Annotated in this window: 13 protein-coding genes and 1 pseudogene; 4 read left to right on the top strand and 10 right to left on the bottom strand. The window is 68.3% G+C overall.

The window, feature by feature from the left end:
- The 5 genes and pseudogenes from ACQUST_RS10895 to ACQUST_RS10875 form a co-directional block, all read right to left on the bottom strand.
- Positions 1-110 (bottom strand): annotated as a pseudogene (locus tag ACQUST_RS10895) (cytochrome bc complex cytochrome b subunit); the annotation flags it as partial.
- 4 nt (positions 111-114) lie between these two features.
- Entirely contained in the window at positions 115-921 is an 807-nt protein-coding gene (locus ACQUST_RS10890) for a cytochrome b (protein ID WP_435128136.1), read from the bottom strand.
- A 4-nt stretch (positions 922-925) separates the two neighbouring features.
- Positions 926-1,312: a DUF7318 family protein gene (locus tag ACQUST_RS10885; protein ID WP_435128134.1), complete on the bottom strand. Its 387-nt coding sequence runs from the start codon at positions 1,310-1,312 to the stop codon at positions 926-928.
- 1 nt (position 1,313) lies between these two features.
- Positions 1,314-1,946 carry a plastocyanin/azurin family copper-binding protein gene (locus ACQUST_RS10880; RefSeq protein WP_435128133.1) on the bottom strand — a complete coding sequence of 211 codons (633 nt, stop codon included), beginning with the start codon at positions 1,944-1,946 and terminating at the stop codon, positions 1,314-1,316.
- Between the two features lie 78 nt (positions 1,947-2,024).
- Positions 2,025-2,936 (bottom strand): DUF7319 domain-containing protein, encoded by a 912-nt coding sequence (locus ACQUST_RS10875; protein ID WP_435128131.1) that lies wholly within the window; start codon positions 2,934-2,936, stop codon positions 2,025-2,027.
- Between the two features lie 116 nt (positions 2,937-3,052).
- Here ACQUST_RS10875 and ACQUST_RS10870 point away from each other — a divergent pair, with 116 nt between their 5' ends.
- Entirely contained in the window at positions 3,053-3,544 is a 492-nt protein-coding gene (locus ACQUST_RS10870) for a DUF7321 family protein (protein ID WP_435128130.1), read from the top strand.
- A gap of 36 nt (positions 3,545-3,580) precedes the next feature.
- On the opposite strand, the gene nth is transcribed toward ACQUST_RS10870, so the two are convergent.
- Both nth and pan1 read right to left on the bottom strand, forming a co-directional pair.
- Positions 3,581-4,264 (bottom strand): endonuclease III, encoded by a 684-nt coding sequence (nth, locus tag ACQUST_RS10865; protein ID WP_435128128.1) that lies wholly within the window; start codon positions 4,262-4,264, stop codon positions 3,581-3,583.
- 385 nt (positions 4,265-4,649) lie between these two features.
- The gene (gene pan1, locus ACQUST_RS10860; RefSeq protein WP_435128126.1) at positions 4,650-5,870 is read right to left on the bottom strand and encodes a proteasome-activating nucleotidase Pan1; all 1,221 of its coding nucleotides are present in this window, start codon (positions 5,868-5,870) and stop codon (positions 4,650-4,652) included.
- A 136-nt stretch (positions 5,871-6,006) separates the two neighbouring features.
- Here pan1 and ACQUST_RS10855 point away from each other — a divergent pair, with 136 nt between their 5' ends.
- The 3 genes from ACQUST_RS10855 to ACQUST_RS10845 all read left to right on the top strand — a co-directional run bounded on the left by ACQUST_RS10855 (position 6,007) and on the right by ACQUST_RS10845 (position 9,199).
- On the top strand, positions 6,007-6,276 hold the full coding sequence (locus ACQUST_RS10855; protein WP_435128124.1) for a MarR family transcriptional regulator: 270 nt from the start codon (positions 6,007-6,009) through the stop codon (positions 6,274-6,276).
- A 214-nt stretch (positions 6,277-6,490) separates the two neighbouring features.
- Complete coding sequence (locus ACQUST_RS10850; protein WP_435128123.1) at positions 6,491-8,035, top strand: replication factor C large subunit; 1,545 nt, start codon at positions 6,491-6,493, stop codon at positions 8,033-8,035.
- Between the two features lie 108 nt (positions 8,036-8,143).
- Complete coding sequence (locus ACQUST_RS10845; protein ID WP_435128121.1) at positions 8,144-9,199, top strand: zinc-dependent alcohol dehydrogenase family protein; 1,056 nt, start codon at positions 8,144-8,146, stop codon at positions 9,197-9,199.
- A 61-nt stretch (positions 9,200-9,260) separates the two neighbouring features.
- Here ACQUST_RS10845 and ACQUST_RS10840 read toward each other — a convergent pair whose 3' ends face one another.
- The 3 genes from ACQUST_RS10840 to ACQUST_RS10830 all read right to left on the bottom strand — a co-directional run bounded on the left by ACQUST_RS10840 (position 9,261) and on the right by ACQUST_RS10830 (position 11,458).
- Positions 9,261-9,713 (bottom strand): hypothetical protein, encoded by a 453-nt coding sequence (locus ACQUST_RS10840; protein WP_435128120.1) that lies wholly within the window; start codon positions 9,711-9,713, stop codon positions 9,261-9,263.
- A 54-nt stretch (positions 9,714-9,767) separates the two neighbouring features.
- A complete protein-coding gene (locus ACQUST_RS10835; RefSeq protein WP_435128185.1) occupies positions 9,768-10,523 on the bottom strand; it encodes an amino acid ABC transporter ATP-binding protein in 756 nt (251 codons plus the stop codon).
- Positions 10,524-10,600: 77 nt separating this feature from the next.
- A complete protein-coding gene (locus tag ACQUST_RS10830) occupies positions 10,601-11,458 on the bottom strand; it encodes an amino acid ABC transporter permease (RefSeq protein WP_435128118.1) in 858 nt (285 codons plus the stop codon).
- Positions 11,459-11,464 lie beyond the last annotated feature (6 nt).

Below are 11,464 nucleotides of genomic sequence, written 5' to 3'. Positions count from 1 at the left end.
CCCTGTGAACGCTCCTTCCGCTCGCGCCACGTCGGAGTCTCGTCGTCCGGCGCCACGATACCCGTTCCGCCGTCCGTTTTCGCTTCCGTGGAAGTGTCGTTGTCAGTCATGGTATCAGTGCGGCTCCGCGATGCCCTGCACCCAGACGATGCCGATGTGGATGGCGATGAGCGTCGTCACCACGAACGGCAGCAGGAACACGTGCAGGATGTACATTCGCATCAGTGTCGCCTGGCTCAGCGAGTAGCCGCCGAACAGGAGCTGTGCGACCCACTCGCCGATGAGCGGGATGGACAGCGCCATCTCGACGCCGATCTGGCCGGCCCAGTAGCTCAGCTGGTCCCACGGCAGCAGGTAGCCGGTGTACCCGAACACCATGGTCAGCGAGATGAGCACGATGCCGAGCAGCCAGTTCAGTTCGCGCGGCTCCTTGTACGCGCCCGTGAAGTAGACGCGCAGCATGTGCAAGAACACGGCTGCGGTCATCACCTGCGCGGACCACCGGTGGATGCTGCGGAGCATGAACCCGAACTGGAGGTCCTGCATGATGAACGCGATCTGGCTGTACGCCAGCGACGCCTCGCCGGCGCCGCCTGCGCCGACCGCCGGCGTGTAGTAGAATCCGAGTAGCGTCCCGGAGACGGCGGCGACGAGGTACGCGAGCGTCGAGAAGAACCCGAGCGAGTACAGCGGGTACCAGTACCAGAACTTGTTGTCCAGGTCGTACTGTTCGGTGTGCGACTTCGGCATCTGGAGGTTGACCCGGTAGTACATCGTTTCGAGCAGCTCCAGGTAGTCGACGATGCGAAGCCGCTTGTCGAGCCAGATGAGCGCCGTGAGGAACGTCGTCTCGACCGGCGAGAGGTCTTTGCTCTCCAGCCAGCGTTTGTGGTCGTGGTCGTCTTTTTGTTCGAGACTCATTGTATCACCGCTTGTAGTACGGGTAGATGGCGCGTTTCACTTGCTCCCAGGGGCTGGCCTCTACCTCCGTGCCGTCGACGTCCTCGCCGCGGACGTACAGGTCCTCCCACTTCCGGCGCCGCTTCTTGACGATGGTGACGTCCGGCAGGAACTCCTTGCGGTACAGGAGCAGGATGAACGAGAGGTCGATGAACACGACCGCGAGCATCCCGCCGAGGAACATGTTCCCGTCGGGAGACAGCCCCCAGCCGGAGACGAGGCCGTAGGTGAACAGGAACACGAAGATGATTTCGATCGCGGTGAGCAGCACGATGGCGAGCGTCGCCGCCGTGCTCTCACGCGCCGGTTCGTACCGGTGGATGTCGCCGTAGGTGGAGCCACTACTCGACATGTTATCTCCCCGTCCCCGTGTGTGGTGATTCGCCGTATTTCAGCACGTAGAAGCTGAACACGAGCGTGACTATCATCCCGAGAATCGTGGCCGCGCCGACCCAGTGCGCCTGAATCGGGACGCCCAGTTCGTGGAGTTCTTTCGGGCCGCCGCCGCCGGTCGCGACGGTCGGGACGCCGGAGCCGACGGCGATGCCGCCGACCATCCCCATCGCCCGGTGCGGGTCGCAGTAGTACTTGTAGATGCCGCCGGTGTCGAAGGTGATGCTGAACGAGAACCCCTCGCTCTCCAGGGGTTCGTGTCCGGACACCGACGCGTCGGACGGCTGGGATTCGAACAGCACGTTGTGACCGCCGGAGACCCATTCGAACGTGACGGTGGTTCCCGTGTCGATCCAGACGCCGGTCGGGAGGAACGCCAGTCCGTTGGCTCCGCCGACCTCGATGGTCACTTCTGAGGAGCCACGGAGGTCCTTGTACGTCCCTCCTTTGGCGCCGTCCAGCCAGCCGCCGAAGTCCGGCTTCTGGCCGCCCCCACCTTCCTGGGCGGCGGCGGTGCCGGCCGTCGCGGAGGCGCCTGCCCCCAGGGCGGCCGTCGCCCCCCCGGCCTGTCGCATAAAGTCCCGCCTCTTCATCGGTGTTCACACGTCGGGATTCGCTGCGCATAAAGCCACCGACCTCGCCTCGGTGCCGTACCGCCGTTTCTTCCCCCGCTACCGGCCGTTTTCGGCGTCAGCGCTACCCGGGCCGTCCGGGTTTTCCGACCCGGCTTCGGCGCCGCTGTCGGCGTCCGCCCGCGCGTCCGCGAGCGCCTCGGAGACGACCTGCTCGAACGCCGCGAACTGCTCGCCGCCGTCGTCGGTGATGCCGGCGGCCCGCAGGCGGTCGCGGTACTCCTCGGCGCGGAACCGGTCTGAGAGCCGCGCGTTCGCGACGACGGCGAACAGGAACACGCCGATGAGGACGAAGAAGGCCGCCGCCACCGGGATGAACACGTTCGCTCTGCCGCCCGGCGGCGACGGGAACAGGTCGGTGAACAGCCACACCACGCCGATGCCGAGCCCGACGAGGACCTGTGAGGCGGCGACGAGCTGCATCATCAGGTTCCCGAACTCGCCGGTGCCCCCCTCGACCTCGTCGGGCGTCGGGAGCTCGTACGCCTCCGGCGGCTCCGCGACGTCGTACGACTCCATCGAGCAGAGCGCCACCGTCGGCTTCACGTCGCGCAGCACCGTCCCTTCGCCCTCCACGCTGCCGTCGTCGTACACCACCGCCCACCCCTCGTCGCTGTAGGCGACGACCGACGGCGGGTCCCGACGCCGGTCGAGAACGGCGAACACTTCCCTGCTCGCGATGCGGTTCTGGAGGTCCTTCTCGACGCGGTCCAGCAGGTCTGCGCCCGTAATCCAGCTGTCCGGGTCGAACGCCGCCTCCCACTCCTCTCCGGTCATCTCCCGCATGTCCGCCGGGCCGAAGTCGTCGAAGTCGTACTTCTCTTCGACCTCGGCGCGGAGCGCGTCGAGCTCCGGGTCGTCCGCCGTGGCCGGGTCGGCCGGCGCGCGGTCCGCCGGCGCGGCACCGTCGTCCCCTTCGGCGTCGTCGGCGGACGCGGACGTGTCCGTCATCGCCACGACGTAGCCATCCGACGGGTAAACGCCTTCCGACCGGGGCTCACGCGCGACCGCCTGTGGGTCGGACGCGGGTCGGTGGGCTTACCCTCGACGGGTCCGAACCGTCGCCGATGGTCGAACCGCGGACGCTCGGGACGGTGGCGGCCCTGCTGGTGACCGCGAGTTTTCCGTTCTACGTCTACGGCGCGTGGCTGATGATCGACCGCGAGCAGGAGAACGTGACGTGGGACCTGCTCGTCCACCACCTGTCGTACATCGTCCCGGGGCTCGTGCTCACCACGGTGCCGGTCGTGACGTGGATGGCGCCGCGGCTGCTCACGCAGGTCAGCGGGCTCGCGATGGTCCACGCGTTCCTCGGCCTGCAGGCGTACGCGCTGCTCGTGTTCGGGCTGACCGGCATCGTTCGCATCGTCCAGGTGAAGCGCGCCGCGGACCTGTACGACTCCGACGTCGACGCCGCTGAGGTCGACCTGAACGACCTGCACGAGAACATGGGTGCGTGGCGCGGCCGGCTCCGCATCGGCGTGTTCGGCTACACCGCCGTCTGGATACTCGCCTACCTCGTCGGGCTGTACCGGTACTACCTGCTGTACGTCGCCTGACGGAACCGCGGCGTCCGGTCTCCCGTCACTGCTCGGTCACCACTGTTCGCCGCTGGCGAGGTCGACGTCGCTGTCGCCGCGTTCGGACGGGCAGATGTCCGCGAGTTCGCAGTCGTCGCAGTCGGGGTTGCGCGCCGTACAGACTTCCCGCCCGTGGCTGATGAGCAGGTGCGTGAACATCCGCCAGTCGTCCTCGGGGACGACGTCCACGAGGTCCTGCTCGATTTTGTTCGGCTGCTCCTCCTCGGTGAGGCCGAGGCGACGCGAGAGCCGCTGGACGTGCGTGTCCACGACGATACCTTCGTTGATGTCGTGCGCGTGCTGCAACACGACGTTCGCGGTCTTCCGGCCGACGCCCGGCAGGTCGGTCAGCGCGGACATCGTGTTCGGCACCTCGCCGTCGTGCTCTTCGACGAGCGTCTCGCCGATGCCTTTCAGGTAGCCGGCCTTGCTGTTGTGGTAGGTGATGCCGTAGATGTCGTCGGCGAGCGCCTCCTCGTCGGCGGCGGCGTAGTCCGCGGCGGACCGGTACTTCTCGAACAGCTCCTCGGTCGTCTCGTTCACGCGCTCGTCGGTGCACTGCGCCGACAGCACGACCGCGACGAGCAGCTCCAGTTTGGTGTCAAACTCCAGCGAGATGTCGGTGTCCGGGTACTCGTCGTACAGCCGGTCGAGCACCTCGACAGCCTGCGCTTCGCGCGAGTCGAGCATCGTTCCCATGCGTCGACAGTCCGGTCGGCGGCGCTTCAACAGTTCGGATGTCCGTCGGGATGCGAGGCCGCGGCGACGCGGCGCAACGGTTTTGTCCCGGCCGGCGAACGACCCGGTATGCCCGAGATTCACGCGTCGTTCCGCGCCGCGGCCGCGACCGCGGCCGGCTACGGCGTCATCCTCGCCGTGATGACGGTGCTGCTGTTCGCCGTCCCGTTCGCCCTGTTCAGCCTGTGAGTCTGTCGCACAGCCAGTACAGCGGCCGACCGGCCGGTGAGCTCGCGGTAGCGACGCAGGTAGTCCGCGTCGCGTGCTGCGGCTCGACGATTCGGTTTCAGTAAAATCGGATCGGCGCGGTCGGCGGCCGGTGCGGCCGAACGCGGTGCCGGTGGCGTTACGCGAACGCGAGCGAGTCGTCGCCGGCGTCGGTCTCGCTGCTCTCGGTGATTTTCTGCCAGGCGCCGCGGAAGTCCGCCATCGTGATTTCGGTGCGGTCCTCGCGGATGGCGAACATGCCGGCCTCGGTGCAGATCGCTTTCACGTCCGCGCCGGAGGCGTCGTCGGCCATCGCGGCGAGCTCCGCGAAGTCGACGTCGTCGGCGACGTTCATGTCGCGCGTGTGGATCTGGAAGATGAGTTCGCGGCCGGCGGCGTCGGGCTTCGGCACCTCGATGAGCCGGTCGAACCGGCCGGGGCGCAAGATTGCCGGGTCGAGCATGTCGAACCGGTTCGTCGCCGCGATGATGCGGACCTCGCCGCGCTCGTCGAAGCCGTCCATCTCCGAGAGCAGCTGCATCATGGTGCGCTGCACCTCGGCGTCGCCGGACGTCTTCGAGTCCGTGCGCTTGGAGGCGATGGCGTCGATCTCGTCGATGAACAGGACGGCGGGCTCGTTCTCGCGGGCGACCTCGAACAGGTCGCGGACGAGCTTCGCGCCCTCGCCGATGAACTTGTGGACGAGTTCGGAGCCGGCCATCTTGATGAACGTCGCGTCCGTCTCGTTCGCGACGGCCTTCGCCAGCATCGTCTTCCCGGTGCCCGGCGGCCCGTGCAGCAGCACGCCGCTCGGCGGCTGAATCCCGACGTCGGAGAACATCTCGGGGTTCTCCATCGGGAGTTCGACGGTTTCGCGCACCTCGTTCATCTGCTCGTCCAGCCCGCCGATGTCCTCGTAGGTGACGTCCGGCGAGTGGTCGACCTGCATGACGCGGGCGCGGACGTCCGTCTCCTTCTCCAGTTTCTTCACGACGGAGAGGGAGTTGTTGACGGCGACGCGGTCGTCCGGCTCCAGGTCGTCGCGCATCGCGTCGGTGACTTCGGTCAGCGCCTCCTGGTTGTTGCCGTGCTGTTTGATCACGACCCCGTCGTCGGTGAGCTCTTGCACCGTGGCGACGAACAGCGGCGACTGCTTGAGCTTCTTGTTCTCGTGGGTGAGCCGCTCCAGCTTCTGCTGGTACTTGTTGTTCTCCGCGTTCGCGTCCAGGAGCTTGTCGCGCATCTCCTCGTTCTGGGATTCGAGGACGTCGAGGCGCTCCTGCAGTGCCTCGATTTTCTCCTGCTGCGACGCCGAGTCCTCTTCGTAGGGCATGTCGACGTCGTCAACGGTGTCGGTCATCGGCGGTTCTAAGGCGGACGTCGATAAGAGGCTTCGGGTGGCGGACCCCCCGTTCGGCGCCGACGGAGAGATTACCAAAAGTAATTATTTGGGATAGTAAGTATTATCACCCGGTATGCGTTGTGTTGATGTACGCATGAGCACATCCGACGTTGACTCCGCCGGGAGTGGCGACGTATCGGCCGACGGCTGGGACGCCGTTCAGGAGCTTCCGCCGAGCGCGAAACTGGTCGCGAAGGTGCTGGAGTACGAGGACACGCTGACTCAGAGCCAGCTCGCCGAGGAGACGCTGCTGCCGCCGCGGACCGTCCGCTACGCGCTGTCGCGGCTCGAAGAGGTCGGCGCCGTCGACTCCCGGTTCTCCTTCTCCGACGCCCGGAAGCGGCTCTACACGCTCGCCATCTGACCGCCTCGCCACCCGGCGACTTCGCCGTCCGACCGCCGCTGGCCAACGCGCGCTATCCTCGCAGGTCTGGTTCAGAATCTGACTCCGAGTCCGATTCAGCCTCCGGTTCTAGTTCCGGTTCGACGACGCTGGCACGGCCGCGCGAACCGGTCAGCGAGACGGGTCGAGTCGGAACCACTAAGCGCGAACGCGACCCAGCAGAAACTAACTGAGTATGGTCGACTGGACGGAAAAATACCGGCCGCGGTCGCTGTCGGAACTCCGGGGGAACGACAAGGCTGTCGAGCAGTTCCGCGAGTGGGCGGACACGTGGGACGACCACCGGGAGGCCGTGGTGCTGCACGGCAGCCCCGGCGTCGGGAAGACGTCAGCGGCGCACGCGCTCGCCGACGACGAGGGCTGGGAGACGGTCGAGCTGAACGCCTCCGACCAGCGGACCGCGGACGTCATCGAGCGGTTCGCGGGCCGCGCCGCCAACAACGAGACGCTCGGCGGCGCGAGCGGCGCCGACGACACCGGCGGCCGACAGCTCGTCATCCTGGACGAGGCCGACAACATCCACGGGAACTACGACCGCGGCGGCGCCGGCGCCATCACGTCGCTCGTGAAGAGCGCCGGCCAGCCCGTCGTCCTCATCGCGAACGACTACTACGACATGAGCCGCGGGCTCCGGAACGCCACACGGGAAATCGAGTTCCGCGACGTCGGCAAGCGCAGCATCGTCCCGGTGCTACGCGACATCTGCCGGAAGGAGGACGTCGAGTTCGACGAGGACGCGCTCGAACACATCGCCGAGCGGAACGCCGGCGACCTCCGCGGCGCCGTCAACGACCTGCAGGCCGTCGCCGAGGGGAAAGACCGGCTCACCGAGGAGGACGTCGTCACCGGCGGCAGGGACACGTCGATGGGAATCTTCCCGTTCCTCGACCTCGTGTTGAAGGAGGGCGACTCCGCGAGGGAGGCGCTGCAGTCGAGTTACGACGTCGACGAGACCCCGGACGACCTGACGAAGTGGATCGAGGACAACATGCTGAAGGTGTACGAGCCGTCGGAGGCGGTCCGCGCGTACGAACACCTCGCGGACGCCGACGTCTGGCTGGGCCGCGTGCGCGCGAGCCAGAACTACTCGTACTGGCGGTACGCCGGCGACAACCTCTCGGCCGGCGTCGCCGCCGAGCGCGACGGAACGAAGGGCGGGTGGACCCGGTGGGGGCGGCCGCAGTTCTACCACTCGTCGTCGAACGCCGCCGACGACGTCGTCCGGAAGATCGCGACGCGCGGCGGCTTCTCGATGGCGACGGCGCGCCGCGACGTGCTGCCGTTCCTCGCCGAGATGACCCACCACTGCAAGCCGCGGGAACTGACGGTGCTGATGGCGGCCGCCTACGACCTCGACGCCGAGCACGTCTCGTTCGTCACCGGTTCCGGCGAGACGACGAACAAGGTGGAGTCCATCGTCGAGGACGCCGAGGAACTCCGCGCGGAGCGCATGGAGGAACACTCCGGCGGCGCGTTCGCCGGCGTCCCGACGACCGACGACTCAGCCGGGTCCGGCCACGACGAAGCCGCCGAGTCAGCCGACGGCGACGACGACGGCGCGGACCAGGCGACGCTCGCGGACGCCGGGTCCGCTGACTCCGGACCCGGCGGTGAACGCGCCGCCGAGACTCCCGATGCCGACGCTGCCGACGCCGGCGACGCCGACCCGGAGGCCGCAGACGAGGACGACGACCAGTCCGGCCTCACCGACTTCATGTAGCCGCCTCTGCGTCAGCAACGAAAAAGTCGCGTCGGGGTCCCGCCGCCGCCCGGTCCGGTCGGTTGAGCGACACACTGCTTTTTGCGTCAGTCCTCCGAACCGGCGGGCATGAACGCTGCTGTCCTCCGCGAGTACGGCGAGCCGCTTGACGTGACCGACGTGCCGGCGCCGGAGTGTGCGCCCCACGGCGTCGTCGTGGACGTCGAGGCGTGCGGAATCTGCCGGTCGGACTGGCACGCGTGGATGGGTCACGGCGAGTGGGCGGACGACCAGGCGCCGACCGATTTCGTCCTCGGGCACGAACCGGCGGGGACCGTCGTCGCCGTCGGGGACCGGGTGGAGTCGGTCCGCGAGGGCGACCGCGTGGCCGTGCCGTTCAACCTCGGCTGCGGCGCCTGCGGCGAGTGCCTGAACGGCCACGGGAACACCTGCACCGACGGGCTGGCGCTCGGCTTCGAACGCGAGGCGCCGGGCGCGTTCGCCGAGCGGGTGCACGTGCCGCACGCGGACTACAACGCGATGCCGCTCCCGGAGGGCGTCGCGCCGCGGGACGTGGCGGCGCTCGGCTGCCGGTTCATGACGGCGTTCCACGCGCTCGCACACCGCGCGGACGTCGACGGCGGCGACTGGGTGGCGGTGCACGGCTGCGGCGGCGTCGGGCTCTCGGCGGTTCACATCGCCGACGCGCTCGGCGCGCGCGTCGCGGCGGTCGACGTCTCCACGGACGCGCTCGACCGGGCCCGCGACGCCGGCGCCGACGTGACCATCGACGGCCGCGGCGCGGCGGTCCCGGACGAAATCGAGTCGGTCACCGGCGGCGGCGCCGACGTGTCGATGGACGCGCTCGGCCGCGCGGAGACCTGCCGGAACTCCGTCGACTGTCTGCGCGTCCGCGGCACCCACGTCCAGGTCGGGCTGACGACGGACGCCGAGCAGGGCGAGGTGAGCCTGCCGACCGACGTGATGACGCGCTGGGAACTCGACTTCGTCGGCGCGCGCGGCATGCCGCCGACCCGCTACGACGAACTGCTCGGGCTCATCGAGGCCGGCGACCTCGACCCGGCGAGCCTCGTCGGCCGCGAGGTCGGCCTCGACGAGGTGTCAGACCGACTCGCCGCGATGACTCGTTACGAGACCGAAGGCGTCGAGGTTCTGACGTTCTGAGTCCGCCGGCCGGCCGGGTCACGATCGGGACAGAACTGTCCTGCGGAGAGGGACGTTCGGCTCAGTCGACGTGCGTCACCGACACCGACAGGCCCGCGTCGTCGACGCGGACGACGACGGTGTCGACGCCGACGCCGCCGCCGACCGTCCGGTACAGCTCGATTTCCTCGCGTTCGCGCTGCCCGCTCCACGTCACCTCGACGACGTACCGGCCGGGGTGCTCGAAGAAGCCGGGGGAGAACCGCGTCGACGACGCGGGCAGCACGAACCGGCCGGACACCGTCACCTCGTCGCCGGACAGCGGAGACGGACCGCCCTCGGGCGTCGGTGTCGGCGACGCCGGCGTCGACTCCGGCTGCAACGCGGCCCTGACGACCACGGAGACCTGTTCGGTCCGGCGGTTCACGAGCTTCAGCCCGCCGGGGACGTCGTTCGCGCGGAGCGACCGGCCGCAGCCGGCGACCCCGGCGAGTCCGGCCGCCGCCGCACGGACGACGCGTCGTCTGCTCGGCACGGACTGAGGTGCGCGCGGCGACGTAAAAAGCAGGGTGGTCGCAGGGGCGGCCGGCTACAGCAGCTTCGAGAGGAACTGCCGGCCGCGCTGGGTCGTCGGCTCCTCGAAGAACTGCTCGGGCGGCGTCCGCTCGACGATTTCGCCGTCCGCCATCAGCGTGACGGAGTCGGCGACCTCGCGGGCGAACCCCATCTCGTGGGTGACGACCATCATCGTCATCCCCTCGTCGGCGAGGTCGCGCATCACTTCCAGCACTTCGCCGACCAGTTCCGGGTCGAGCGCGGACGTGACCTCGTCGAACAGCATCACCTGCGGGTCCATCGCGAGCGCCCGGGCGATGGCGACGCGCTGCTGTTGCCCGCCGGACAGCTCCGCCGGGTACTTGTCGGTCTGCTTCGCGAGGCCGACGCGTTCGAGCAGCCGGTGTGCGTCGTCGTGCGCCTCCGCTTTCGGGACGCCCTTCACCTTCTTCGGCGCGAGCGCGACGTTCTCCAGCGCCGTCAGGTGCGGGAACAGATTGAACGACTGGAACACCATGCCGATGCGCTGCCGGAGCCGATTGATGTCGGCGTCCGGGTCCGTGATCGGCGTGCCGTCCAGCCGGATTTCGCCCGACTGAATCTCTTCGAGCCGATTCGTACAGCGGAGCAGCGTCGACTTCCCGGAGCCGGACGGCCCGATGACGACGCCGACCTCCTGCTCGTCGATCTCGAGGTCGATGTCCTTCAGGACGTGGGTGTCGCCGAAGTACTTGTCGACGCTGTCGAATTCGAGCAGCGTCTCGCCGGTCCGGGACGGCTTCCCCGACACGTCTTCGCCGAGCGCCGAGTCGGCTCCGGCCGTGACCCCGGCGTCGACGTCGTCCGCGGCGGTTTCGTCGCTCACGGTCACTCACCCCTCCGGCCGGGGCTGGTGAGTTCACCGGCGCGCTGGACGATGGACGACAGCGGCACCGTGATGAGCAGGTAGAGCGCGCCGACGACGACCAGCGGCGTCCACGGGTCGAACGTGTCGGAGTACGTGTACTGCCACTGGCTGATGAGTTCCGGGAACGCGATGACGGTCAGAAGCGACGTGTCCTTCACGAGGATGATCATGTCGTTGCCGACGGCCGGCACGGCGTTCCGCCACGCCTGCGGCAGGATGACCTCGCGCATCGACTGGACGTAGCCCATGCCGAGCGACCGCGCCGCCTCCATCTGGCCCTCCGGAATCGACTCGATGCCGCCCCGGATGGCTTCGCCGGTGTAGGCGGCGTGGTTCAGCGTCAGTCCGATGATGGCGGCGGGCCACGCGAAGTTCGATATCGGGAAGTTGCCGGTGCCGAACAGCGCCGGGATTCCGTAGAACACCGCGATGAGCTGGAACAGCAGCGGCGTGCCGCGGAAGAACTCGACGTACGCCCGGCTGATGCGCGACGTGAACGGCGTCTTCGAGACGCGGCCGAGCCCGACGAACACGCCGGCGGTGACGGACGTGATAGCCGACACGACGACGACGCCGATGACGTTGAAGAAGGCGGTGTAGTAGCCCGACGGCGGCGTGACGAGTTTCTGCAGCAGCGCGTAGTCGACGAACTGCTCGCCGATGATGTACCGGCCGAAAAAGAGGATGGCCAGGAACGCCAGGACGAGCAGCGTCACGATCCCGGCGACCAGCATGCTGAGCCGACGGAGCGCCTCGTCGGAAGCGAACTGCTGTCCGCCGTCGTCGGCAGCCTCGGCGTCAGGGTAGCTGGTTCCCATCGACGT

It is taken from the genome of Halobaculum sp. D14 (assembly GCF_051195135.1).
Taxonomy (GTDB): domain Archaea; phylum Halobacteriota; class Halobacteria; order Halobacteriales; family Haloferacaceae; genus JBNTKA01.
The sequence above is the reverse complement of the archived record's forward strand: the minus strand, read 5'-3'. Positions and strand labels throughout refer to the sequence as shown.

Bases quoted from the DNA above. Each gene is read 5' to 3' on its own strand.
- ACQUST_RS10890 (WP_435128136.1), bottom strand. From the start codon at position 921: ATGAGTCTCGAACAAAAAGACGACCACGACCACAAACGCTGGCTGGAG.
- ACQUST_RS10885 (WP_435128134.1), bottom strand. From the start codon at position 1,312: ATGTCGAGTAGTGGCTCCACCTACGGCGACATCCACCGGTACGAACCG.
- ACQUST_RS10880 (WP_435128133.1), bottom strand. From the start codon at position 1,946: ATGAAGAGGCGGGACTTTATGCGACAGGCCGGGGGGGCGACGGCCGCC.
- ACQUST_RS10875 (WP_435128131.1), bottom strand. From the start codon at position 2,936: ATGACGGACACGTCCGCGTCCGCCGACGACGCCGAAGGGGACGACGGT.
- ACQUST_RS10870 (WP_435128130.1), top strand. From the start codon at position 3,053: ATGGTCGAACCGCGGACGCTCGGGACGGTGGCGGCCCTGCTGGTGACC.
- nth (WP_435128128.1), bottom strand. From the start codon at position 4,264: ATGGGAACGATGCTCGACTCGCGCGAAGCGCAGGCTGTCGAGGTGCTC.
- pan1 (WP_435128126.1), bottom strand. From the start codon at position 5,870: ATGACCGACACCGTTGACGACGTCGACATGCCCTACGAAGAGGACTCG.
- ACQUST_RS10855 (WP_435128124.1), top strand. From the start codon at position 6,007: ATGAGCACATCCGACGTTGACTCCGCCGGGAGTGGCGACGTATCGGCC.
- ACQUST_RS10850 (WP_435128123.1), top strand. From the start codon at position 6,491: ATGGTCGACTGGACGGAAAAATACCGGCCGCGGTCGCTGTCGGAACTC.
- ACQUST_RS10845 (WP_435128121.1), top strand. From the start codon at position 8,144: ATGAACGCTGCTGTCCTCCGCGAGTACGGCGAGCCGCTTGACGTGACC.
- ACQUST_RS10830 (WP_435128118.1), bottom strand. From the start codon at position 11,458: ATGGGAACCAGCTACCCTGACGCCGAGGCTGCCGACGACGGCGGACAG.